The 23,264-nt window shown below is 73.6% G+C and carries 21 protein-coding genes and 1 riboswitch; of the genes, 12 read left to right on the top strand and 9 right to left on the bottom strand.

Annotated features, from left to right (window positions below):
* The first annotated feature begins 153 nt into the window (after positions 1-153).
* A complete protein-coding gene (locus tag EV386_RS18850; RefSeq protein WP_130415758.1) occupies positions 154-3,498 on the top strand; it encodes an NPCBM/NEW2 domain-containing protein in 3,345 nt (1,114 codons plus the stop codon).
* Between the two features lie 45 nt (positions 3,499-3,543).
* On the opposite strand, the gene EV386_RS13410 is transcribed toward EV386_RS18850, so the two are convergent.
* Positions 3,544-3,963: an STAS domain-containing protein gene (locus tag EV386_RS13410; RefSeq protein WP_242607964.1), complete on the bottom strand. Its 420-nt coding sequence runs from the start codon at positions 3,961-3,963 to the stop codon at positions 3,544-3,546.
* 129 nt (positions 3,964-4,092) lie between these two features.
* On the opposite strand from EV386_RS13410, the gene EV386_RS13405 reads away from it, so the two are divergent.
* The 10 genes from EV386_RS13405 (at position 4,093) to purQ (ending at position 14,430) form a co-directional block, all read left to right on the top strand.
* Positions 4,093-5,385, top strand: a complete 1,293-nt coding sequence (locus tag EV386_RS13405; protein ID WP_130415756.1) for an adenylosuccinate synthase — start codon at positions 4,093-4,095, stop codon at positions 5,383-5,385.
* Between the two features lie 214 nt (positions 5,386-5,599).
* Positions 5,600-6,637 carry an alcohol dehydrogenase AdhP gene (adhP, locus tag EV386_RS13400; protein WP_130415754.1) on the top strand — a complete coding sequence of 346 codons (1,038 nt, stop codon included), beginning with the start codon at positions 5,600-5,602 and terminating at the stop codon, positions 6,635-6,637.
* A gap of 149 nt (positions 6,638-6,786) precedes the next feature.
* Positions 6,787-8,106 carry a phosphoribosylamine--glycine ligase gene (purD, locus tag EV386_RS13395; RefSeq protein WP_130415752.1) on the top strand — a complete coding sequence of 440 codons (1,320 nt, stop codon included), beginning with the start codon at positions 6,787-6,789 and terminating at the stop codon, positions 8,104-8,106.
* A 10-nt stretch (positions 8,107-8,116) separates the two neighbouring features.
* On the top strand, positions 8,117-9,085 hold the full coding sequence (locus EV386_RS13390) for a phosphoribosylaminoimidazolesuccinocarboxamide synthase (RefSeq protein WP_207216537.1): 969 nt from the start codon (positions 8,117-8,119) through the stop codon (positions 9,083-9,085).
* A 99-nt stretch (positions 9,086-9,184) separates the two neighbouring features.
* Positions 9,185-9,946 (top strand): IclR family transcriptional regulator, encoded by a 762-nt coding sequence (locus EV386_RS13385; RefSeq protein ID WP_130415750.1) that lies wholly within the window; start codon positions 9,185-9,187, stop codon positions 9,944-9,946.
* 81 nt (positions 9,947-10,027) lie between these two features.
* Positions 10,028-11,005, top strand: coding sequence for a PDR/VanB family oxidoreductase (locus tag EV386_RS13380; RefSeq protein WP_130415748.1), 978 nt, complete (start codon positions 10,028-10,030; stop codon positions 11,003-11,005).
* A 10-nt stretch (positions 11,006-11,015) separates the two neighbouring features.
* A complete protein-coding gene (locus EV386_RS13375) occupies positions 11,016-12,218 on the top strand; it encodes a cytochrome P450 (RefSeq protein WP_130415746.1) in 1,203 nt (400 codons plus the stop codon).
* A gap of 56 nt (positions 12,219-12,274) precedes the next feature.
* A complete protein-coding gene (locus tag EV386_RS13370; protein ID WP_130415744.1) occupies positions 12,275-13,279 on the top strand; it encodes an ABC transporter substrate-binding protein in 1,005 nt (334 codons plus the stop codon).
* A gap of 180 nt (positions 13,280-13,459) precedes the next feature.
* Positions 13,460-13,717, top strand: coding sequence for a phosphoribosylformylglycinamidine synthase subunit PurS (gene purS / locus EV386_RS13365; protein ID WP_130415742.1), 258 nt, complete (start codon positions 13,460-13,462; stop codon positions 13,715-13,717).
* Complete coding sequence (gene purQ, locus EV386_RS13360) at positions 13,717-14,430, top strand: phosphoribosylformylglycinamidine synthase subunit PurQ (RefSeq protein WP_130415740.1); 714 nt, start codon at positions 13,717-13,719, stop codon at positions 14,428-14,430. Before purS ends, purQ begins: the two co-directional genes overlap by 1 nt.
* A 24-nt stretch (positions 14,431-14,454) precedes the next feature.
* Here purQ and EV386_RS13355 read toward each other — a convergent pair whose 3' ends face one another.
* From EV386_RS13355 to EV386_RS13330, 6 genes are all read right to left on the bottom strand, one after another.
* Positions 14,455-15,204, bottom strand: a complete 750-nt coding sequence (locus tag EV386_RS13355; RefSeq protein WP_130416935.1) for an MBL fold metallo-hydrolase — start codon at positions 15,202-15,204, stop codon at positions 14,455-14,457.
* Between the two features lie 73 nt (positions 15,205-15,277).
* Positions 15,278-16,411, bottom strand: coding sequence for a TIGR04053 family radical SAM/SPASM domain-containing protein (locus EV386_RS13350; protein ID WP_242607963.1), 1,134 nt, complete (start codon positions 16,409-16,411; stop codon positions 15,278-15,280).
* Positions 16,412-16,444: 33 nt separating this feature from the next.
* Positions 16,445-17,002 (bottom strand): class Ib ribonucleoside-diphosphate reductase assembly flavoprotein NrdI, encoded by a 558-nt coding sequence (gene nrdI, locus EV386_RS13345; protein WP_242607962.1) that lies wholly within the window; start codon positions 17,000-17,002, stop codon positions 16,445-16,447.
* A 194-nt stretch (positions 17,003-17,196) separates the two neighbouring features.
* Complete coding sequence (locus EV386_RS13340; protein ID WP_130415736.1) at positions 17,197-17,712, bottom strand: helix-turn-helix domain-containing protein; 516 nt, start codon at positions 17,710-17,712, stop codon at positions 17,197-17,199.
* A gap of 158 nt (positions 17,713-17,870) precedes the next feature.
* Positions 17,871-19,505 carry a hypothetical protein gene (locus EV386_RS13335; protein ID WP_130415734.1) on the bottom strand — a complete coding sequence of 545 codons (1,635 nt, stop codon included), beginning with the start codon at positions 19,503-19,505 and terminating at the stop codon, positions 17,871-17,873.
* A complete protein-coding gene (locus tag EV386_RS13330; protein ID WP_130415732.1) occupies positions 19,502-20,263 on the bottom strand; it encodes an SPFH domain-containing protein in 762 nt (253 codons plus the stop codon). The genes EV386_RS13335 and EV386_RS13330 overlap by 4 nt, the downstream gene beginning before the upstream one ends.
* 258 nt (positions 20,264-20,521) lie before the next feature.
* Here EV386_RS13330 and EV386_RS13325 point away from each other — a divergent pair, with 258 nt between their 5' ends.
* The gene (locus EV386_RS13325) at positions 20,522-21,193 is read left to right on the top strand and encodes a hypothetical protein (RefSeq protein ID WP_130415730.1); all 672 of its coding nucleotides are present in this window, start codon (positions 20,522-20,524) and stop codon (positions 21,191-21,193) included.
* Between the two features lie 2 nt (positions 21,194-21,195).
* Here the strand turns inward: EV386_RS13325 and EV386_RS13320 are convergent, their stop codons facing one another.
* Positions 21,196-22,476 (bottom strand): O-succinylhomoserine sulfhydrylase, encoded by a 1,281-nt coding sequence (locus tag EV386_RS13320; RefSeq protein WP_130415728.1) that lies wholly within the window; start codon positions 22,474-22,476, stop codon positions 21,196-21,198.
* Positions 22,473-22,952, bottom strand: coding sequence for a rhodanese-like domain-containing protein (locus tag EV386_RS13315; RefSeq protein ID WP_130415726.1), 480 nt, complete (start codon positions 22,950-22,952; stop codon positions 22,473-22,475). The genes EV386_RS13320 and EV386_RS13315 overlap by 4 nt, the downstream gene beginning before the upstream one ends.
* Positions 22,953-23,144: 192 nt before the next feature.
* A riboswitch (SAM riboswitch) is annotated at positions 23,145-23,257 on the top strand.
* Positions 23,258-23,264 lie beyond the last annotated feature (7 nt).

Below are 23,264 nucleotides of genomic sequence, written 5' to 3'. Positions count from 1 at the left end.
GCGCCGCCGATTCGCCACCCTGGGGGTCCGGCGCCGGTCACCAGTGGAGTGACCAACCAGTCACCGGTGACCCAAGGAGAGACGCGCGTGAGCATCCGATGGCGTAAAGCCACGTCCCTTGCCCTCCCGGGTGTTGTCAGCACCCTGAGCCTCGTGGCCAGCGCGTCGCTCGTGGCGTTCGCAGGCCCCGCGGCCGCCGCGGACGGCCCCACTGGCGCCCTGACGGCTGGGACGCACTACGCCAGCGACGTCGCCTGGGTGGAGGACGACAACGGGTGGGGTCCGGTCGAGCTCGACCACAACAACGGAGCCAGAGCCGTGCCTGACCCCGACCGCGGGCCGATCTCGATCCGGGGCACGAAGTACGCGAAGGGGCTCGGCGTGCACGCCCCCTCGTCGATCGTCTATGACGTGGGGCATCGGTGCACGCAACTGCTCGGCGAGGTGGGCATCGACGACAGCCAGAGCCCCAAGGGCCGCGTCGACTTCGTCGTCGTGCTCGATGATGCGGAGGCCTTCCGCGTCGCGCGCAAGGGCACCGACAGCGCGGCCCCCCTCAACGTGGACCTGCGCGGCGTCGGCAAGGTCGAACTGCGCGTCGAGGCCGGACCCGAGGGCCCCGGCAACGACCACGCGGACTGGGCCGACCTGCGGTTCGTCTGCTCCGACACGTTCGAGGCGCCGCCGCTGCGCCTCACGCCCAAGGGCGTCGACCTCGCCCACCTCGCGCCGGGCAGCGCCGTCTCGATCGTCGTCGACGGCGCGACGCCGCTCGCGCAGGTCACCGTGCGGTTCGGCGACGCCGAGGCGCACGCCACGGCCGACCACGCGGGCCGGGCGATCGTGAGCTGGGTCGTGCCGAGCGACGCGCCCGCCGGGGCGCTCGCGGTCACCGCCTCGGCCCCGGCGAAGTTCGGCGCCACCGCGCGCGGCTCGCTGGAGGCGAGGGTCGTCGCCGTCTCGGGGCGCGCGCACTTCGTGGACTGCTCGGCGCCGACGCCGGGAGACGGAGGGGAGGCCTCGCCGCTGAGCTCGATCGACCAGCTCAACGCCGTCGCGTCCTTCGGGCCGGGGGACTCGGTGCGGTTCCGCCGCGGCGTCGAGTGCCACGGGACGTTCGCGCCGAAAGGCTCGGGAGCGGACGTCGCGCCCATCGTGGTGAGCCCTTACGGTCCCGGGAACGAGCCCGCGACGGTCAACGGCGACGGCGCGCTCGCGGCGCTGCGCTTCACCAATGTCAGCCACTGGACCGTGCGGGGCATGCGCGTGGTCAACCCAGGTGAGCCCACGGTGCGCCGCACCGGCATCCTGTACGAGACGACCGACGGCGTGGCGCGCTCCGGCGTCGTCATCACCGACAACCTCGTCGAGGACGTCGGCGGGGCGACCAAGAAGGACGCGCCCGACATGCAGCCCTACGTGCAGTCGGGCGCCATCGTGGTCCGCGGTGACGGCAAGGGGCCGTTCCACGGCGTGACCATCACCGGCAACCGCGTCAAGGACGCGGGCGGCGGCGCGATCAAGATCTCGGCCCCCGACACGTCCACGGACCGCAACACCGCCGTCCACATCGCCCACAACGACCTGCGCGACATCGGCGGCGACGCCGTCGTGGTGCACAACTCGGCCGCTCCGCTCATCGAGCACAACGTGGCCATCGGCCTCGGGCAGGGCAAGTACCCCTTCAGGGGCGGCAACTTCGCCGGCATGTGGCCCTTCAACTCCGATGACCCCACCTTCCAGTTCAACGTGGTGGGCAACAGCTCGTGGTCGAAGTACGACTCGACCGCCTGGGACTGCGACATCAAGAACACCGGCACGTGCCTGTTCCAGTACAACTACTCGTTCGGCAACTCCGGCGGCTTCTACCTCAACTGCGTCGGCGGGTGCTCGGGTGGGGCGACCAAGACCGACGTCGTGCTGCGCTACAACATCGCACAGGACGACTGCCGGCTCGCCGGCGCGAGCAGCGGCACGGGCAAGCACCTGGTGTACAACAACACCTTCGTGTGCACGACGCGACCCTTCGAGGACGACATGAAGGGCCCGCGCGAGTTCACCAACAACATCGTCGTCTCCCCAGGCGGGAGCCTGCGCACGAGCGGCGCCGTGTACTCCCACAACGCCTACTGGGGCGGCATCACACCCCCGGCCGGTGAGACCGGCGCGGTGCTCGGCGACCCCGGGCTCGTCGCGCTCGGCAGCGGCCAGACGTCCCGTGACCTGCCCGGCTACCGGCTGCGCGCCGGCTCGCCGCTGCTCGGCGCGGGCGCCCAGGTCGCAGGCGCCGAGGTCGTCGGCCCAGCGGAGCGCGACTTCTTTGGCGCGCCGATCCCCGCGACGCCGAATATCGGCGCCGACCAGGGCCCGGGCGTCGCGCCCGAGGCGCCCACGTTCGAGCAGGCCGTCAACGTGACGTCGGTCGCCGGCGCCGGCAACCGCCGCAACGCGGCCATCACGACCGACTTCCGCGCGTTCTCACGTGAGGCGCTCGCGGCCGCGGGACTCGACACCGGCGCCAAGGCCACCGCGTTCGGCGCGCAGGTCGACTGGCACCCGCGCCCGGTCGGCACGCCCGACTCGGTCAAGGCCGCGGGGCAGACCATCGCCCTGAGCGGCGAGGGGCGCTCGCTCCTCGTCGTGGGCTTCTCGACCGGCGAGGCCAAGCCCCGCACCGCGACCGTCACCTACCAGGACGGCACGAGCCAGGAGGTCACCATCGACCTGCCGCTGTGGGACGCCGGGCGCGTGTCGCGCGACGACGTCGCCACGCTCGCCGTGGCGCGCCAGCACCTGATCAGGTCCACGGCGTTCCTGCCGAGCGACCATGGCCCGGTGGACGACTCACGGCTGGTCGACGGCGACGCCGCGGTGTTCGCGCAGCGCATCCCGCTCACGGGCCGCGCCCTGGCGAGCCTCACGCTGCCCGAAGGATCGCCCGTCGTGGGCGAGGGCGTCACGCTGTTCGCGCTCGCCCTGAACGACGCACCCACGAACGACGCACCCACGAGCGGCGCCGATCCCGACGCCGTCACGCCGACGCCGACGCCGTCGGCCACCGCCGTCACGCCGACGCCGACGCCGAACGCCGTCGCGCCGACGCCGACGCCGACGCCGAACGCCGTCGCGCCGACGCCGACGCCGACGCCGAACGCCGTCGCGCCGACGCCCACCCCGTCAGCCACGGCCGCGCCCACCGTCGCGCCCACGCCCACGCCCGCTCCCTCGGCCAGCGCGGCCGCGCAGCCCACGCCGAGCCGGGCGCGCCCTGGCGTCCCAGCCGGCGCGCGCCCCACCCGCCCGAGCGCCAGCCCGAGCCCCAGCCCGAGCCCGAGCGCCGCTTCGAGCCGGGCGTCCGTCGGGCCGCGCGACAGGCTCGCCGCCACCGGCTCGGACGCGCTGCTCCTGGGCGCGGTCGCCGCAGCGCTGCTGACGCTCACGGGGGCCGGCCTCTGGCTCGCCGCGCGCCGTCGCCGCAGTGACCCCGAAGGGCAGTGACCCCGAAGAGCAGTGACCCCGCGGGTCAGTGACGGCTCGCGTCAGTCAGGACGAGGCCGAGCGGCGCCGCTGCGGGAGCGTGGCGGCGCCGTCGGTCGGGGGCGTCTGGGCCTGGGGGCGGATGAAGCCCTCGGGGCCGGGCGTCGCCCCCTCGCAGGTGTGATCGCGGTCGATGCGGAACATCTCGAGCGCGCCGCACACCTCAAGGACGAACAGGTCGCGCTCGTCGGCGCCGCGCAGCACGGTGGCGCCGCCGCGCTTGCGGCCCGAGTCGGCGAGCGAGATGAGGAACGCCGCGCCGGTGGAGTCCATGAACGTCACATGGCACATATCGATGACGAGCAGTTGGCGTCGCAGGCCCACGACGCGCGAGGCGATCTCGGGGAACTGGTCACGCTCGGCGAGGTCCAGGTCACCGGTGATCACGAGGGTCGTCGTCGTCGACGACGTCGCGATCTCGATCATGCAGCCGAGAGTACGTCACTTCGCCCGGGCCTGATGGTCAACCACGGGTAAACTGCCCTGCGGCCCGGCGCAACGGTGTTCGTTGACCGTACTGCCCGTGGCGTCGTTCATCCAAGGGAGAGGATCCCCATGCCAGCGGTCGTGCTTGTCGGTGCCCAGTGGGGCGATGAGGGCAAGGGCAAGGCGACGGACCTGCTCGGGTCCAGGGTCGACTATGTCGTCAAGTTCAACGGCGGCAACAACGCCGGTCACACGGTGGTGATCGGTGACGAGAAGTACGCCCTGCACCTGTTGCCCTCGGGCATCCTGTCGCCGGGCGTCGTCCCGGTGATCGGCAACGGCGTCGTCGTCGACATCGAGGTGCTGTTCGAGGAGCTCGACGCGCTCATCTCGCGCGGCGTCGACGTCTCACGCCTGCTGGTCAGCAGCCAGGCGCACGTCATCACCTCCTTCCACCGCACCCTCGACAAGGTGACCGAGCGGTTCCTCGGCAGCCGCCGGATCGGCACGACCGGGCGCGGCATCGGCCCCGCGTACGCGGACAAGATCAACCGCCTGGGCATCCGCATCGCCGACCTGTTCGACCCCAAGATCCTGCACGACAAGATCGAGGGCTCGGTCAACCAGAAGAACCACCTGCTGGTCAAGATGTACAACCGCCGCGCGGTCGACGTCGACGCCGTCACCGAGGAGCTGCTGGCGTACGCCGACCGGCTCAAGCCGATGGTCGCCAACACCCCGCTGGTGCTCAACCAGGCGCTCGACGCGGGCAAGACGCTGCTGTTCGAGGCCGGCCAGGCCACGATGCTCGACATCGACCACGGCACCTACCCGTTCGTGACGTCGTCGTCGGCGACCGCCGGCGGCGCCGTGACCGGCTCGGGCGTCGGCCCCACCCGCATCGACTCCGTCATCGGCGTCATCAAGGCCTACACCACGCGCGTGGGCGAGGGCCCGTTCCCCACCGAGCTGTTCGACGACTCGGGTGAGTACCTGCGCAAGACGGGTGGCGAGTACGGCGTGACGACCGGCCGCGCGCGCCGCACCGGCTGGTACGACGCCGTCATCGCGCGCTACGCCTCGCGCGTCAACGGCCTGACGGACCTGGTGGTCACCAAGCTCGACGTGCTCACGGGACTGGACAAGGTGCCCGTGTGCGTCGCCTACGACGTCGACGGCGAGCGCTTCGACGAGATGCCCGACGACCAGAGCGCGTTCCACCACGCCAAGCCGATCTACGAGGAGCTTCCAGGGTGGTGGGAGGACATCTCAGGGGCGCGCGCTATCGAGGATCTGCCAGCAAACGCTCAGGCTTATCTGCGCTATCTCGAAGAAGTGTCCGGCACGCGCATCTCGGCCGTCGGAGTGGGGCCCCGCCGCGATGAGATCATCGGCGTTCACGACCTGATCCACTCGCGCTGACCTGGTCGGACGCACGTCGATTCGCTCCGACGTGCGAATGTCCGTCCCAACGGAGAGGCTGATCACGGCAAGGTTTGAGGCAACGCGCCAAGGGCTTGCGCGCAACGCGCCGACCTCAATGAACGTTGCGTCCCACGATGCGACTCTTGCCGCAGAGAGGTCCGGCGGCACCACACCCCCGGTGCCGGCCTCCGGTTCGAAGGAGAGCGAATCCATGACGGAAACCATGAAGGCAGCAGTCGTCACTGAGTTCAAGGCGCCCCTGGAGATCCAGGACTTGCCGATCCCCACGCCGGGGCCGGGCGAGGTTCTCATCAAGACCTTGTACTCGGGCGTCTGCCACACGGACCTGCACGCCGCGCACGGCGACTGGCCGGTCAAGCCGACGCCGCCGTTCATCCCGGGTCACGAGGGTGCGGGCGAGGTCGTCGCGATCGGCGAGGGCGTCACCGAGCTCGAGGTCGGCGACTGGGCCGGCAACGCGTGGCTGTGGAGCGCCTGTGGCCACTGTGAGTGGTGCCAGACGGGTCGCGAGACGCTGTGCCCGAGCGCGCAGTACGGCGGCTACACCAAGAACGGCTCGTTCGGCCAGTACATGCTGGTCGACGCGAAGTTCGCCCCGCACATCCCCAAGACTGTCGACCTCGCCGCTGTCGCGCCCATCCTGTGCGCCGGCGTCACCGTCTACAAGGGCCTCAAGGAGGCCGAGGTCAAGCCGGGCCAGTGGGTCCTGATCTCGGGTGTCGGCGGCCTGGGCCACATCGCCGTGCAGTACGCGGTCGCGATGGGCATGCGTGTGGTGACCGTCGACGTCGACGACGCCAAGTCCGAGCTCGCCAAGAAGCACGGCGCCGAGTACGCGTTCAACGCGATCACCGAGGGCGACGACCTCGTCGCCAAGATCAAGGAGGTCACCGGCGGCGGCACGCACGGCGGCCTGGTCACCGCCGTCAACGGCAAGGCGTTCCCGGCTGCGGTCGGCGCGCTGCGCTCGGGTGGCACCGTCTCGCTCGTGGGTCTGCCCCCGGAGGCGTTCCCGCTCGACATCTTCTCGACGGTGCTGTTCGGCCTGACGGTCCGCGGCTCGCTCGTCGGCACCCGCAAGGACATGGAGGAGGCGATCGACTTCTTCGCTCGCGGCCTCATCAAGCCGACCTACAAGGTGCAGCCGCTCGACGAGGTCAACGACATCTTCGACGACATGGAGGCCGCCAAGATCGACGGCCGCATCGTCATGGACATGGGTCACTGACCTCGGTCCACGAAGCGACCGCGATGCCTTGAGGGGCTCGCCCATCGGGGGTTGGGCGCCTCGCACGACGGCGGGTGGCCGGGGTTCGTCCCCGGTCACCCGCCGTCGTCGCGCTCCGGGCCGACCGCCCGGCTCCGTAGACTGCCGACGTGAAGATCCTCGTCGTCGGGTCCGGCGCCCGCGAGCACGCCATCGTCCACGCCCTCGCCACCGAGCGGGGCGCCGCCCCTGGCTCGATGGCCGACGACGGAGCGCACGAGTTGCACGCCGCCCCCGGCAACCCGGGCATCGCACGCGAGGCGAGGCTCCACGACGTCGACCCGAACGACGGCGCCGCCGTGGTGGCGCTGGCGCGCTCGCTCGGCGCCGAGCTCGTCGTCGTCGGGCCCGAGGCTCCGCTGGTCGCGGGGGTCGCCGACGCCGTCGCCGCCGCGGGCATCCCCGTGTTCGGTCCGACGGCGGCGGCCGCGCGGCTGGAGGGCTCGAAGTCGTTCGCCAAGGAGGTCATGGCCGTCGCGGGCGTGCCGACGGCGATGGCGCATGTGTGCGTCACGGTCGAGGAGGTCGCCGCGGCGCTCGACGCGTTCGGCGCCCCCTACGTCGTCAAGGACGACGGGCTCGCCGCGGGCAAGGGCGTCATCGTGACCGACGACCGCGACGCCGCGCTGGAGCATGCGCGCGAGGCGCTGGCAGCGCGCGGCGCGGACGGCCGGGTCGTGATCGAGGAGTACCTCGACGGGCCCGAGGTCTCACTCTTCGTCATCTGCGACGGCACGCACGTCGTGCCCCTGGCGCCGGCCCAGGACTTCAAGCGGATCTTCGACCGCGACCAGGGCCCCAACACCGGCGGCATGGGCGCCTACTCGCCACTGGACTGGGCGCCGGCGGGCCTCGTGGACGAGGTCGTCGCCCGCGTCGCGCAGCCCACGGTCGACGAGATGGCCCAGCGCGGCACGCCCTTCTCGGGGGTGCTCTACGTGGGCTTGGCGCTCACCTCGCGCGGCACGCGCGTCGTCGAGTTCAACGCGCGCTTCGGCGACCCCGAGACGCAGGTCGTGCTCGCCCGGCTGCGCACGCCGCTGTCGGCGCTGCTGCTCGCCTCGGCGACCGGCACGCTGGACGAGCTGCCCCCGCTGCGCTGGTCGCCTGCGCCCGTGGTCAACGTCGTCGTCGCGGCGCACGGCTACCCGGGCGCGGTGCGCGGCGGCGACCCGATCACGGGCATCGGCGACGCCGAGGCGCTCGACGGCGTCCACGTGCTGCACGCGGGCACCAGCCTGACCGAGGACGGGACGCTGGTGGCCTCGGGCGGACGCGTGCTCTCGGTGATCGCCGAGGGTGACTCGCTCGACGCCGCGCGGGAGCGGGCGTACGCCGGTGTCGCGCTCGTGGGGCTCGACGGCTCGCAGCACCGCACGGACATCGCCCTGCGGGCGGCCCGCGACGAGATCACCGTCCCGACGCTCTGAGAGGAACCTGGTGAACGACGCTTTCGAGGGCGGCGCCCTCGACCTGCCCGGGTGGCGCCACGTCTACTCGGGCAAGGTCCGTGACCTGTACGAGCCCGACCTGCCTGCCCTGGGCGGCGCGCACCCGCTCGGCGACGTCGTGCTCGTCGTCGCATCCGACCGGGTCAGCGCCTACGACCATGTGCTGCGCCCTGGCATCCCCGACAAGGGCGTGGTGCTCACGCAGTTGAGCCTGTGGTGGTTCGAGCAGCTCGCCGACCTCGTGCCGCATCACGTCGTCTCGGTCGAGGCGAGCGCGGAGCCGTTCGACGGCCTGGTGCCCGACGTCGTCGCCGGGCGCGCGATGATCTGCCGACGCCTGGAGATGTACCCGGTCGAGTGCGTGGCCCGCGGCTACCTCACGGGCTCGGGGCTCGCCGAGTACCAGGCCTCGGGCTCGGTCACGGGCATCGCGCTGCCCGCGGGGCTGGTCGACGGCTCGCGGCTGCCCGAGCCGATCTTCACCCCGGCCACCAAGGCCGAGCTGGGCGAGCACGACGAGAACGTGCCGTTCTCGGCCGTCGTCGAGACGGTGGGGGAGCGGGCCGCGGCCACGCTGCGCGACCTGACGCTCGCCGTGTACGCGCGCGCCGAGAGCATCGCGCGCGAGCGCGGCGTCATCCTGGCCGACACCAAGTTCGAGTTCGGCGTCGCGGCGGGCGCGGACCCGGCCGACCCGGGCGCGCTCGGCGTCGTGCTGGGCGACGAGGTCCTGACGCCCGACTCGTCGCGCTTCTGGCCCGCCGACGAGTGGGAGCCGGGCCACGCCCAGCCGAGCTTCGACAAGCAGTTCGTGCGCGACTGGCTCACGTCCCCGGTCTCGGGCTGGGACCGCGCCGCCGACACCCCGCCGCCTGCGCTGCCCGCCGACGTCGTGGCCCGCACGCGCGAGCGCTACCTGGAGGCCTACGAGCGGCTGACGGGAACCGCGCTGCGCTGACCCGGACCGAACCGCCTCGGAGGCGCTTGCGCGAGGGCTCCTTCCCTTCCGGACCCCATCGGTGACAGGCTCGTCGCCCACGGGGAAGGGAGGATCGCAATGGCGCGGTCACCGTCCGGGGACTCGATGGTGGCGCGGATCGTGCGAGTTCTGGAGGCCTTCGACGCCGGAGCCGTCTCGTTGACGACGCAGGAGCTGGCCGAGCGCGCGCGGCTGCCGCGCTCGACGGCGTCGCGCCTCGTCGGGCAGCTCGTGACCTTCGGCCTGCTGCACCGCGACGGCTCGCGCCGGATCCGCGTGGGGGTGCGCATGTGGGAGCTGGCCGCGCGCGCGTCGCCCGCGCTCGCGCTGCGCGAGGTGGCCATGCCGTTCATGGAGGATCTCCAGACGGTCATCGGCCAGCACACGCAGCTCGGCGTCCGCGACGGCCGTGAGGTCCTGTTCGTCGAGCGGCTCTCCGCGCGCGGGGCCGTCATCAACATCACCCGGGTCGCGGGGCGCCTGCCGCTGCACGCCTCGTCCGCCGGGCTCGTGCTGCTGGCCAATGGGCCCACGGCGGTGCAGGAGGCCGTCCTGGCGGCGCCCCTGCGCGCCTACACTGACGCCACGGTGACCGACCCGGCCGCGCTGCGCCGGATGCTGGCCCAGGTCCGGCACCAGGACTACGCGCTGACCGCGGGGTTCATCGACCCGGCCGCCACGGGGGTCGCCGTCCCCGTGCGCGACCCCCGCGGGCGCGTTGTGGCGGCCTTGGCGGTGGTCGTGCCGAACGACGACGAGGCGCGCGCGAGCGTCGGCGTGCTGCGCACGGCGGCACGCGGCCTCGGACGCGCCCTCGGCGGGCGCGTCACCATCGACTGATGTGGCGCAGATCACTTCTCTGTGCCCATTCAATGGGAACGCGGTAGTCGCGGGCAGCGATCACGCCCCATCCTCCAACGCATGCCGATCGTCGCCGCTCCGCTGACCGCCCCCGTGCCGCAGTCGGGAAAGGTCCGGCTCGAGGTCGTGCGCAAGGAGGCGCTCGCCGACGGCGTCTGCCGCCTGGCGCTCAGCGCGCCGGGCGGGACCCGGCTGCCGGACTGGACGCCGGGCTCGCACATCGACCTGACCTTCGCCGGGCTCACGCGCCAGTACTCGCTGTGCGGAGACCGCTGGGACTCCTCGACCTATGAGGTCGCCGTCCTGCGCGAGCCGCTCAGTCGCGGCGGCTCGGCGTACGTCCACGAGCGGCTGCGCGAGGGCGACCTCGTGGACCTCGGCGGTCCGCGCAACAACTTCGCGCTCGTGCCCGCCGACCACTACCTCTTCATCGCCGGTGGCATCGGCGTCACGCCCATCCTGCCCATGCTCGAGCAGGCCGAGCGGCTCGGCACGCCCTGGCGGCTGCTGTACGGCGGGCGCACCCGCGCGTCGATGGCCTTCGCCGACCGCTTGGCCCGCTGGGGCGACCGCGTCGAGCTGTGCCCGCAGGACGAGCGCGGCCTGCTGGACCTGAGCGTCATCGCGCGGCAGCCGCCGGGGGCCAAGGTCTACTGCTGCGGCCCGGCGCCGCTCCTGGACGCGGTGCGCGCGGCGTGCGCCGACCTGCCCGCCGGGCGCCTGCGCCTGGAGCGCTTCGCCGCTGGCACGCTGCCCCCGCCGCTGCGCGGCACGCCGTTCACGCTCGAACTCGCGCGGTCCGGCCGCACGGTGCGGGTCGATCCGGACACCAGTGTGCTCGACGCCGTTGCGGCGGCTGGCGTGCCCATCCTGTCCTCGTGCCGGCAGGGGATCTGCGGCACCTGCGAGACCGGTGTCATCTCCGGGACGCCCGACCACCGTGACTCGCTCCTCGACGACGCCGAGCGCGAGCGTGGGGACTGCTTCTACCCCTGTGTCTCGCGATCGGCGAGCGACCGGCTCGTCATCGACGCCTGAGGAGGCCGCGATGTCCACGACCAGCGCCCACACGCTCCCGACCAGCCACGAGGACCCGTTCGGCGACGAGATCCTGGCCGAGCCTGCGCCGTTCCACCACGCCCTGCGGGAGGCCGGACCCGTCGTCCACCTCGACCGCTACGACGTGTACGCCATGGGCCGGTACGAGCAGGTCCACGCCGCGCTCGTCGACTGGCAGCGCTTCGAGTCGTCGGCGGGCGTGGGCCTGAGCAACTTCCGCACTCAGGCGCCCTGGCGCCCGCCGAGCCTCCTGCTCGAGACGGACCCGCCGCACCACGACGCCCCGCGTCACGTGCTCGAGCCGATCCTGACGCCGCGGGCACTGCGCCGACTGCGCGACCGGTGGGAGGCGGAGGCGGAGGACCTGGTCGAGAGCCTGGTGGCGCGGGGGACCTTCGACGCCGTCACGGACCTGGCCGAGGCGTTCCCGCTGCGGGTATTCCCCGACGCTGTCGGCGTGCGCCGCGAGGGGCGGGAGAACCTCCTGCCGTACGGCGACCACCTCTTCAACGCCTTCGGGCCCCCCAACCACCTCGTCGAGCGCGGTAAGGCCCGCATTGCGGAGGTCAGCGCCTGGGTCAACGCCCAGTGCGCGCGCGAGGCGCTGCGGCCCGGCGGGTTCGGCGCGCAGATCTGGCAGGCGGCGGACCGGGGTGATATCACCCACGAGCAGGCTCCGCTGATCGTTCGATCGCTCCTGTCGGCCGGCGTCGACACGACGGTGCTCGGCATCGCCGCGGTGACGCACGCCTTCCTCTCTGCCCCCGACCAGTGGGACGCGCTGCGCCGCGAGCCGGGCCGTGTGCGCGTCGCGTTCGACGAAGCGGTCCGCTGGGCCAGCCCGGTCCAGACCTTCTTCCGCACGGCGACCACCGACGTCGCGGTCGCGGACGTCACGATCCCCGCGGGCCACAAGATCCTGATGTTCCTCGGCGCCGCCAACCGCGACCCGCGACGGTGGGAGCGCCCCGACGCGTTCGACCTCGACCGGGACCCGTCGGGCCATGTCGGGTTCGGGATGGGCGTCCACCACTGTGTCGGCCAGCACGTCGCCCGCCTGGAGGCCGCCTGCGTCCTGTCGGCGCTCGCCCGCCGGGTGCGGCGGATCGAGCCCATCGGAGAGCCGGTCCGTCACCTCAACAACACGCTGCGCGCCTACGCGTCCATGCCGGTCGCCGTGACCCCCGCCTGACCGCGGCGCCCCGCACGTCCCCGAGCCCGGAGCACGTCGACCCGAAGGAGCCCACCATGGCCGAGATCTCCCGCCGCACCCGCCCGTGGCGCCGTCGCCCCGCGGCGGCGCTCACCGCGTCGCTCGCCGTCTGCCTCGCCGTGCCCCTCGCCGCGTGCTCGGGCGGCGAGGCCACCCCGGACGCCGACCCGTCCACCACGCCCCCCGACGAGGCCGCCGCCCTCACCGTCGGCTACTTCCCGCTCGTCCATACCGCCACGGCCGTCAACGCCGCCGAGTCCGGGCTCTTCGCGCGCGAGGGCCTCGACGTCGAGCTCGTGGTCACCGGCGGGGGAGCCGAGGCCATCCCGGCGCTCGTCGCGGGCGAGTACGACGTCGTGTACACGAACTACACCTCCGCCCTCCTCGCGGCCGAGCGCGGCCTGCCCATCGTGTTCGTCGCCGGCAACGACCTCGGCGGGTCCGACCACGGCGTCTTCGTCGCGGACGAGTCCCCGATCCAGTCGGTCGCCGACCTCGCGGGCGCGTCGTTCGCGGTCAACAACCTGCAGAACATCGGCACCATCGCGATCACGCGGCAGGTCGAGGAGGTGGGCGTGGACCCCTCGGACGTCACGCTGCTGGAGATGCCGTTCCCGGCCATGCAGGCCGCCCTGATCCGGGGCGACGTCGACGCCATCTGGCAGGTCGAGCCGTTCCAGGCCAGCGCGCAGGCGTCCGGCCTGCGCAAGATCGGGGACCTCTTCGCGGGCGCGAGCGCGTCGATGCCCGTCGCCGGGTGGGTCTCGACCCGAGAGTTCGCCACCAAGAACCCGGAGACGATCGAGGCGTTCCGCACGGCGCTCGCCCACTCGGTCGAGGACCTGAGCGACAACCGCGCGCGGCTCGTCGAGCTCGTGCCGAGTTACACCGAGGTGGACGCCGCGGTCGTCGAGGCCGTGGAGTTGCCGCTCTGGGAGTCGCAGCTCGACGCCGCGGGCCTGCAGGTCATCGCCGACCTCATGCACTCCTACGGGATCACGTCCCAGGCGTTCGACGTCGCGACCATGCTCCCGGCGTGAGCGCGCGCGGCGGCGCCCGCTGATGGCCTACCGGTCAGGCGCTGCCGCGTGCCGGGCCCGGGCCGTCGGCCGCTAGACTGGCGCGCGGAACCCCGCCGTCGTGCTCCCGCTCACCCCGGATCCTGCCGCAGGCCGGGGAGGGATCCCGGAGCGACGGTGACCCAACGTGAAGGAGCCCCCGTGGGACGCGTCGTCGTCGAGGTCATGCCCAAGCCCGAGATCCTGGACCCCCAGGGCAAGGCCGTCGTCGGGGCGCTGCCCCGCCTGGGATTCACCCAGTTCGTCGGCGTGCGCCAGGGCAAGCGGTTCGAGCTCGAGGTCGAGGGCGATGTGACGCCGGAGATCCTCGCCGCCGCGCGGCAGGCGGCCGAGACCATGCTCAGCAACCCGATCATCGAGGACGTCGTCAACGTCTTCGAGGCCGAGGTCTCGGCCTGATGGTCGGCGCGGCCGGCGCCCGCATCGGCGTCATCACGTTCCCCGGCACGCTCGACGACCGCGACGCGCAGCGCGCCGTGCGCCTGGCGGGGGCGACCCCGGTCGCCCTGTGGCACGCCGACGCCGACCTGCACGGCGTCGACGCCGTCGTCATCCCCGGCGGCTTCTCCTACGGCGACTACCTGCGCGCGGGCGCCATCAGCCGCTTCGCCGCGGCCATGACGTCGGTCGCGGACGCCGCGCGCGGCGGCATGCCCGTGCTCGGCATCTGCAACGGCTTCCAGATCCTCACCGAGGCGCACCTGCTGCCCGGCTCGATGGTCAAGAACGACCACCTGCACTTCATCTGCCGCGAGCAGACGCTCGTGGTCGAGAACGCCTCGACCGCCTGGACCAACCAGTACGCGGCGGGCCAGCGCATCACGGTGCCGCTCAAGAACCAGGACGGCCAGTTCGTCGCCGACGAGCGCACGCTCGACGAGTTGGAGGACACCGGCCGTGTGGTGTTCCGCTACGACGGCTGGAACCCGAACGGCTCGCGCCGCAACATCGCCGGCATCACCAACGAGCGCGGCAACGTCGTGGGCCTCATGCCGCACCCCGAGCACGCGGTCGAGCCCGGCTTCGGGCCGGACGCGGCCGCGGGCGCGCGTCAGGGAGTCGACGGCCTCGGCTTCTTCACGTCGGTGCTCAGCGCGCTCGTCGCCGCCTGAGGCGCGTCGCCGCCTGACAGCGGATCAGCCGTCCGCGCGCAGATAGGCGAGCTGGGCCTCGACCGACTGGCGTGCCGCCGCCCGCACGGGCGGCGGCACGTGCGCGTAGACGCGCGCGACGACGTCGTCGGCCGTCGCGTCCTCGCCCAGTTCCACCAGCGCCTCGCGCACCTGGCCCAGGCGCTGGAGTCGGTGAGCGCGGTACGCGCGCACCGTGGCCGTGAGGTCCTCGACCACCGGGCCGTGCCCGGGCAGGCCGCGCAGCGTGCCACCATCCGACGCCGTCGCGACCCGTTCGAGGCGGTCGAGGCTCGCGAGGTAGGCGGCCAGCGAGCCGTCGGGGTTGGCGATGACCGTGGTGCCGCTGCCCAGCACGGTGTCACCCGTGAGGACCACCGGATCGGCCCCGTCCGCTGCGGCCCGCAGGCACACCGAGTCGGCGGTGTGGCCCGGCGTCGCGATCACCTCGACGCGCAGCGCGCCGACGGCGATCGTCTCGCCGTCGCGCAGCGGCTCGCCGCCATGGCAGTGGGCCGGGTCGGCTCCGCGCACGGGCGCCCCCGTCAGCTCGCGCAGCCGCTCGCTGCCCGCTGTGTGGTCGGGGTGCCGGTGCGTGACCAGGATGAGCCCGACCGGGCCCGCGCCCGCGAGCGCCCGCAGGTGGGCGTCATCGAGCGGCCCCGGGTCGACGACGACGCCCAGGCCCGCGCCGTCGTGCCCCACGCCGTCGTTCCTGGCGCGCAGGAGGTACGAGCGCGTGCCGTCGAGCGTCATCGGCCCCGGGTTCTCGGCGCGCAGCACCTGGGCGAACGAGGTCAGGGACGTCGGCACGCCCCCACGCTAGCGGCTACAGCGTCGCGGTCAACGCCGTCGTGCGGGTTCCCGGCTGGTAGGGGCACAGCGGGTCCGACTCCAGCGGGTCGCCCGTGTGGGCGTAGGCGCGGGCGCGCGAGCCGCCGCACCACAGGTGGTACTCGCACTCGCCGCAGCGGCCCTTGAAGCCCTCGGGGTCGCGCAGCGCGCGCAGGGTCGGCTCGTCGCGGTACAGGTCGGCGAGCGAGGACTCCTTGACGTTGCCGACGGCGAGCGGCAGGAAGCCCGACGGCGTCACGTCGCCCGTGTGCGAGACGAACACGATGCCGTTGCCGTCGCGGATGCCGAACCCGCGGGCCATCGGCATCGCCTCGATCTCCTGCGCGGTGCGCCCGGCCTTCTCCAGGCGCGCGGCGGCGATGCGGCGGTAGTGCGTCGCCTCGGTGGTGCGCACCACGAACGGCGCGTCCTTCGCGATGCCGCCCAGCCAGCGCATGAGCCGCTCGGCGTCACCCGGCGACGGCTCGCGCAGCGCCGTGCCGCGACCGGTCGAGATGAGGAAGAACAGGCTCCACGTCATGAGCGTGCGGGAGCTGAGCAACTCGTAGACCGCAGGCATGTCGGTCAGCGTGTCGGCCGTGACCAGCGTGTTGACCTGCACGGGCAGACCCACCTCGGCGGCGTCGTCGAGCGCCGCGAGCGTCGCCTCGTAGGTGCCGGGCACCTGCCGGACGCCGTCGTGCAGTGCCGACGTCGACCCGTCGAGGCTCAACGAGATGGCCTGGACGCCCAACGCCTTCAGCGCCTCCATCCGCTCGCGGGTCAGCAGCGGGGTCACCGCGGGCGCCAGCGAGACGCCGATGCCGCGCGCGGTCGCGGCGGTGATGAGCTCGTCGAGGTCCGCGCGACGCAGCGGGTCACCGCCCGTCATGACCACGTGCGGCAGCGGGTCGCCGAACTCGGTGATCTGGTCGAGCACCGTGAGCGCCTGCTCGGTCGTCAGCTCCCCGGGCGGGGCCGTGAGCACCGCCTCGGCGCGGCAGTGGCGGCACGCCAGACCGCACGCCGTCGTCAGCTCCCAGTACACGATCATCGGGGCGCGCTGATAGGCGAAGTTCTCATGCCGGACGGCGCCGATCGTCGGCGCCGGGTGCGGGGCTGCGGGCAAGGGATCGCTCCTCGGGTCGAATCGTTGTCGAGGCTAGCCGGGGTGAGCCGCGCCAGCGGGAGGGTGTGCGCCCGACGATCGGTCAGGGCTTGGCTCGTGGCCCTCGTGGTCTTGGTGTCCCGCGCGCCGCTGGCCGGCTGGGTCCGGGTCGGCGACGACTCGCTGGGCGAGCGTCGCGTCGAGCTCGCCGAGCAGGCGCCGGGCGTCCTCGACGTCCCAGCGCGTGCCCTGCAACTCGACCTCCAGCAGCATGGGCCGGCCCGAGGCCGCGGCGATCTGGCGGGCCGCGGCCTGGTAGTGGCGCCCGAAGTTGCGGTTGCCTGAGCCGATCACTCCCGCGAGGCGGCGGCGGGTGACCGGGTCGGCCAGGAAGCGGCGCACGGCCTCAGGGATCGTGTCGTTGTCAGGGTTGCCCGTCTTGTACGACGGCGTGATCAGCACCCACGGCCCGTCGGGGACCGAGCGGCGCACGGCGCGCTCGCCCAGGTCGAGCGCCTGGCGCCCCGAGTCGGCGCAGACGCGCTCGGCGAACAGACGCACCATCCCGGAGGCCGACGAGTAGTAGTACAGCGGGACCTGGCGCGTGCTCACCGCCCCATCCTGCTCCCCGGCGTCACCCGCTCGTGGCCCGATGGCGTGGGACGGGGCACAAGGTCCTGCGGGTCGGTGACCACAGTCCCGGCCGCTGGCGGGACCGGTCGCCGGTCCCGAGCCGGGCGGGGTGGTCACGGCGGCGGTCACCGCGTCGGCCACAGCTTCGGTCACAGCTTCGGTCACGCCGTCGCTCATGCCGGCGGGCGCGCCGCGCGGCGTGGCCCGTCGCCGCGCTGGCTCTCGCCGCGCTGGCTCTCGCCGCGCCGCGGGCTCTCACCACGCGTGGGATCGTCGCCCCGCCGCGGTCCGTCGAGCACCTGGGCGCGGTAGGCCTCGGGCGTCAGGCCGGTCGCCGCACGGACGGCGCGCAACAGGTCTGCCGCGCAGGCGTACCCGGCCCGCGCGGCGACAACGCTCAGGCTCAGGTGCGCCAGCCGCGGGTCGCGCAGCGTCTCCAGGGCCAGGTCGAGGCGCGCGTGCGCGATGTAGCCCGCGGCGTCGAGCGCCGTGTGGCCCAGGACGCGCCGCAGCGCACGTGGCGAGATGCCGAGCCCGGCGGCCACCCCTTCGGGGGTCAGCGTGGGGTCGGCGGCGTGGTCGGCGATGTAGACCACCGCCCGCGAGCGCCGCACAGCGCGCGGTGGGCGCCTCGAGCGGCGTGCACGAGCCCGGCGACGCTCAGGGGATCCGAGGGGGATCGCGAACATGCGCACGAGTCTCGGCGCACGCCCTTGGCCGCCCTGCCCGGGTGGCGTCTGGCGCGGCGCAAGGTGTCACCAGGTGGTCACGGTCCCCGCGTGAGGACGGGCCGACGCGACACCCGCCCGACCGGGACGCCAACGACCGCGACGCCGACAACCGCGGGCTACGGGGCCGTGCGCGCAGGCTCTCCCTCGGCGGCCTCAGCGCCAGCGGCCTCGGAGGCCTCAGCGGCGCCAGCGGCCTCTGCGGACCCGTCCGCGGGCTCGGTCGCGCCGCCGTCGGACTCGCCGTCGGACTCGTGGTCGTCGGGAACGTCGCCGTCGTTGCCGTCCTGCGGCGCCTGGTCCTCCGGTGGCGCCTCCTGCACCAGGGCGTCCTCGACCGGAGCGTCATCGTCCGGCGCGTCCAGCGACGCCTCGCTGAGGAACCCGCTGACCTCGTTCGGCAACGGCGCCACGACGGCGTCGGAGAGCAGCGAGCGGATCGCGGAGAGCTGCCCCTCCAACTCGGTCTTGCGGGCCGCGAGCTCGTCGAGCTCGGCGCGCGCCGCGGCGAGGGTGCGCCCCGTCTCCTCGTGCGTGCGCGCCAGCATCGCCTGGGCGTGCTGGTCGATCTCCGAGCGCAGCTCGGAGACCTCGGCGCGGACGCGGCGGCGCACCTCGTCAGCCTCCTGACGGGCGTCGGCCAGGACCTTGTCGGCCTCCTCTCGCGTCTGGCGCGAGGCCGCGAGCTCGTCCTCGCACCGGCGCTGCGCGGCCGCGACCAGCTCGGAGGCCTGCCGCTGTGCGGCGGCGAGGGTGTGCTCGGCGTCGAGGCGTGCGGTCTGGAGCAGTTGGGCCGCCTCCTGGTCGGCGTCGGCCCGCGTGTTCTCGGCTTCGGTGACCGCGGCCGCGATGAGACGCTCGATGCGCTCGCCGAACCCGACGCCGATCGGCGCCATCGGGGCTGGCTCATCCTCGGGGGATCCGGAGGTCTGGTCTGCGGCCTGCTCGTCGGGCAGTTCCGGCGTGGGCTGCGGCAGGGTCGCGAGAGCGTCGGCGTCGAAGGCGGCGAAGCCCTCGACGGGCTCGACGTCGTCCGGGATCGGTCCGGTCAGCGCGTCGTGCGCCACGGGGCGCGCCGCGTCGTCCACTGTTTCGTCCACCCCGTCATGCGCGTCGTCCACCGTGCCCGCGACCCCACCGTCGTCCGCAGCGTTAACGACCCCGTCGTCAACGACCCCGTCGTCGACGCCCCCCTCGGCCGTGATGTCATCGGCCGTGATGTCATCGACCGCGTCGTCGACCACATCCGCGGCTTCGTCCCGCACGGGTCCGTCCACCGCGGGGGCGGACTCGGCTCCGACCTCCCCGGCGTCGGCAGGCTCCGCAAGGCCCTGCGGCTCGGGCACGACGTCCTCGACGGGGGCGCCCCCGTCGGTGCCCTGCGACACGGGCGACTCCTCGGGATCGGTGGACTTGGTGACAGGTGGCCCGGCGACGGGCTCGAACGACGTCGGCACACCGGCGACGACGGGCGCCGCCGCGTCGGGCGCGGCGGGCCAGTAGGCGGTGGGCTGGTACGAGGGCGGCAGCGCGCCCAGCACGGTGCGGCGCTGCGGCGCCGTCGCGGCCGGGCCCACGGGGGGCGCCGCGGGCTGGTCCGTCTGGGCGACCGTGTCGAACTCGGGCTCCATGGCCGCCTGCTGCATGGCCGCTTGCTCCGTGGCCGCCTGCTCGGCCTCGGGGGTCTTCTCCCACCAGGGGCGCGAGGCGCCGGCGGGCGTCTCGTCGGGCTGCGAACGTCGCCAGGGTCTCACTGGTCGCCTCCGTCCGTCGCGCCGGTGGAGGGACGCGCTGCGCCGAGTCCGAGCGAGCGGCGCAGGGCTTCGAGCTGGACCGCGATCTGGTCGCGGCGCTGGACGAGCTCGCGTGTGCTGCGCTCCGCCTCGGCGCGCACGCGCGCGACCTCGGCCTGGGCCTCGGCGACAAGGCTCGCGGCGTGCGCGGAGGCCGCCGTCGTCTTCTCCTCGGCGTCGGCGTGCGCCTCGCGGCGAGTCTCCTCGGCCTCGGCGAGCGCCTTGGCGCGCACGGCGTCGGCCTCGTCACGCAGCGCCTGCGCGCGCGCCTCGACGCGCGCGGCCTGCGTGCGGGCCTCCTCCACGAGGCGGTGCGCCTTCTCCTGCGCCTCGGCGATGGTGGTGCGGGCGTCGTGCTCGGCCCGACGGCGCTCGTCGCCCGCGGACTGGGAGGTCTCACGCGTCAGGGCCTCGGCTGCGGAGACGGCCTCACGGCGCGTCGCCTCGGCGTCGTCGCGGCCCTCGGCGAGCACGCGCTCGGCCTCCGCGCGGGCCGAGGCGATCATCGTCGTCGCCTGAACCTGGGCCTCGGAGATGGTGACGTCGGCGTCGCGGCGGGCGTCGGCCAGGAGCTGGGCGGCCTTTGCGCGGGCGTCGCTCACGGCTTCGGCGGCCTCGGCGGCGGCCATGGCCACCATCCGCTCCATGCGTTCGGCGTAGCCGTGCGCCTGCGCGGGCGCCGAGGGCCGCGGGGGACGGGCGATGAAGCCGTCGGTCACTCGATCTCCCAGGTCGAACGGGCCGGAGGCTCCCGGCGCCGGGAACCACGCTACTCACCGAGCCGGGGCGAGCCGCATGATCTGGCGCGTGCATCGATGGGCGATGTCCGCGCGTGCGGCGGAGCGCTCCCTCTCGCCGCGCCACCACTCTACCGGGTGCGCGCCGATACTCAGTTTGCTCGCACGAACCGCACACGCCCGAGGTTCGGTCGCACGATAGGTCGCCCCCCTTAGGGAATCGTGCAGGAAGGTGCACCAATGACGCTCATCGACCGACCCCAGGCAGCGGCGACGACGGCCGACGCCGGTCGGTACCGCGCCCCCCGGCTCGAGTTGATCACATGCCCGCGTCGGCTGACGACGTTCGACGGCTTTGCCGTGACGGGACGCGCCTACGGCTCGCAGGTTCAGGACGCAGACGTCGAGGTCTGTGTGGCCGGAGTCGCGCGCACGGGCAAGGTCGAGAACGGCCTGTGGTCCGTCGAGTTCGAGGACGGGGCGCTGTCGATGCGCCACGCGGGCGTCCGCCCCGTCACCGGTCGGATCACCGACGCCTGGTTCAACACCGCCCAGGCCACCGAGTGGGTCACCGTCGAGGAGTTCGTCGACGGCTTCGTCCACGTCGACGGCCGCCACGAGGTGCGCGGTGACCTCGGCTCGGACGGCCACCTCGTGGCCTCGGGCGAGCTCGGGCTCGGCACGCACGACCAGGGCCGTGAGCTGGTCGTCATGCTCGTGCGTGACGACGCCGAGGGCGTGGTCGTGGCGACCGGCCTCGTCGAGTCGGGCTGGCACCACGGTGAGTGGCGCGCCCGTCTGCCGCTGGCGGGCGTGACCGCCGGGGCTTACCGCGTGCGCGCGCTGCTGACCGACAAGGTGTGCGCGAGCCTGACCCGTCTGGCCGTGGGCCGCCCGTTCCGCCTGGCCTGACCTCAGACCGCCGCGAGCGCCTGCTCGACGTCGTCGACGATGTCGGCCGGGTCCTCCAACCCCACCGACAGCCGCACCGTCGTCTCCGCGATGCCGACCGCCGCGCGGCCCTGCGGGCCGAGCTTGCGGTGCGTCGTCGTCGCCGGGTGCGTGACCATCGACTTGGCGTCGCCCAGGTTGTTCGAGATGTCGACGATCCGCAGGGCGTCGAGGAACCGGAACGTGCGCCGCTTGGCCTCGACCGGGTCGAGGCCCGCGGGCACGGCCAGGTCGAACGTCACCACGGTCCCGCCACCCGCCTGCTGCGCGACGGCGAGGTCGTGCTGCGGGTGTGAGGCGAGGAACGGGTAGCGCACCGCGCTCAGGCCGTCGAGCCCGTCGAGCGCCAGCGCGACGTGCAGCGCGGCGTCGTTCTGCGCGCGCACGCGCAGGTCGAGGGTCTCCAGGCCCTTGAGCAGCACCCACGCGTTGAACGCGGACAGCGACGGGCCGGTGTTGCGGATGAGCGTCTGCACGGGCCCCTCGAGGAACTCGCGCGAGCCGAGGATGGCCCCGCCCAGCACGCGCCCCTGCCCGTCGATGTGCTTGGTCGCCGAGTAGACGACGACGTCGGCGCCCAGCCGCAGCGGCTTTTGCAGCACAGGCGTCGCGAACACGTTGTCGACGACGACGACGGCTCCCGCCGCGTGCGCCAGCTCGGCCACGCGGCGCACGTCGACCAGGTCCTGCATGGGGTTGGACGGCGTCTCGAAGAACACGACGTCGGCCGGCCGCGAGAGCGCCTCCTGCCACTGCGACAGCACGTGCCCGTCGACGTAGTCGACGCGCACGCCCCATTTCGCGAGGATCTCCTCGTAGATGACGGTGGTCGAGCCGAACAGCGCGCGCGCCGAGACGATGCGCGACCCGCTGCGCACGAGCGCCGCGAGCGTGGTGAACACGGCGCTCATGCCCGACGCCGTCGCGTAGCACGCCTCGGCCTCGGGGCCCTCGATCAGCCGCAGGCGCTCCTCGAAGGTGTGCACGGTGGGGTTGCCGTAGCGCGAGTAGACGAAGCGCTGCTGCTCGCCCGCGAACGCGGCCTCGGCGTCGGCGGCGCTGTCGTAGACGTAGCCCTGGGTGAGGAAGACGGGCTCGGCCGTCTCGTGGAACTCGGTGCGGTGGTGGGCGCCGCGCACCGCGAGCGTGCGCAGGCGGGCCGAGGCCGGCAGCGGGCCGCGGCCCGATCCGCCCAGCGCGACGCCGTCCGCGCCCGGGCCGGTGAAGACCGGGTGGGCGCTCACCGGGCGGCGCCTGCGGGGGCGCCGTCGGAGAGGGTCTCGCGCCACGGCAGCGCGGCGGCCTTCCACCCCTCGACGTTGCGGACGCCGTCGGGCCCGGGCGCGCCCTCGAAGCCCTGCAGCACGTTGTACGACGGCGCGACGCCCGCGGCCGTGGCGACGCGCGCCGCCGCGACCGACCGCTGGCCCGAGCGGCACAGGAACACGAGCTTGGGGTCGGTCGAGGCGGCGTCGGCGAGCGCCGCCTGCAGGTCGGTCAGGAACGCCGGGTTGGGCGTCCCGTCGTCGAGCACCCACTGCGTGAAGACCGCGCGCCGACCCGTGGCGGCGACGTCGGGCACGCCGATCTGCTCCCACTCGCGGCGGGTGCGCACGTCGACCAGGACGGCGTCGGGGTCGGTGGTCAGCAGCGTCCAGGCGTCGGCGGGAGTGATGTCGCCGGCGTAGCCCTCGGCCGGCGCCACGGTGATGTCGCTCATGGGTCCTCCTCCATCGTTCGTGGCGGGAGCACCCTGCGTTCGAGGGTTGCTGCGGCGTCGACGTGCCACGTCACTCGGCCGCTCGGGATGGTCGGGCTGATCGTATCGCCGCGGAACACGCCGTCCCGTATCGCGAGATGCGCGGCGTCAGCGATTGACGCGCGTGCCGTGGCGCCCCGAGGCTGTCGACCAGGTCAAGAGCGCCAGCGCCAAGCCCCGGCTCGCTGGCCGGCAACCCTCCCCTCACGGCGGGGTGCCCCGGGTGACGACCCGGCCGCGCGCTGACCGCGCGGCAAGCGCGAGAGGAGACCT

This window comes from Xylanimonas ulmi, assembly GCF_004216535.1.
Lineage (GTDB): Bacteria > Actinomycetota > Actinomycetes > Actinomycetales > Cellulomonadaceae > Xylanimonas > Xylanimonas ulmi.
The sequence above is the reverse complement of the archived record's forward strand: the minus strand, read 5'-3'. Positions and strand labels throughout refer to the sequence as shown.

Coding starts and splice junctions, on each gene's coding strand:
- EV386_RS13385 (WP_130415750.1), top strand. CDS start 9,185: ATGGCGCGGTCACCGTCCGGGGACTCGATGGTGGCGCGGATCGTGCGA.
- EV386_RS13325 (WP_130415730.1), top strand. CDS start 20,522: ATGACGCTCATCGACCGACCCCAGGCAGCGGCGACGACGGCCGACGCC.
- EV386_RS13405 (WP_130415756.1), top strand. CDS start 4,093: ATGCCAGCGGTCGTGCTTGTCGGTGCCCAGTGGGGCGATGAGGGCAAG.
- EV386_RS13410 (WP_242607964.1), bottom strand. CDS start 3,963: ATGATCGAGATCGCGACGTCGTCGACGACGACGACCCTCGTGATCACC.
- adhP (WP_130415754.1), top strand. CDS start 5,600: ATGACGGAAACCATGAAGGCAGCAGTCGTCACTGAGTTCAAGGCGCCC.
- EV386_RS13315 (WP_130415726.1), bottom strand. CDS start 22,952: ATGAGCGACATCACCGTGGCGCCGGCCGAGGGCTACGCCGGCGACATC.
- EV386_RS13340 (WP_130415736.1), bottom strand. CDS start 17,712: ATGTTCGCGATCCCCCTCGGATCCCCTGAGCGTCGCCGGGCTCGTGCA.
- purQ (WP_130415740.1), top strand. CDS start 13,717: ATGGTCGGCGCGGCCGGCGCCCGCATCGGCGTCATCACGTTCCCCGGC.
- EV386_RS13380 (WP_130415748.1), top strand. CDS start 10,028: ATGCCGATCGTCGCCGCTCCGCTGACCGCCCCCGTGCCGCAGTCGGGA.
- EV386_RS13370 (WP_130415744.1), top strand. CDS start 12,275: ATGGCCGAGATCTCCCGCCGCACCCGCCCGTGGCGCCGTCGCCCCGCG.
- EV386_RS13375 (WP_130415746.1), top strand. CDS start 11,016: ATGTCCACGACCAGCGCCCACACGCTCCCGACCAGCCACGAGGACCCG.
- EV386_RS13355 (WP_130416935.1), bottom strand. CDS start 15,204: ATGACGCTCGACGGCACGCGCTCGTACCTCCTGCGCGCCAGGAACGAC.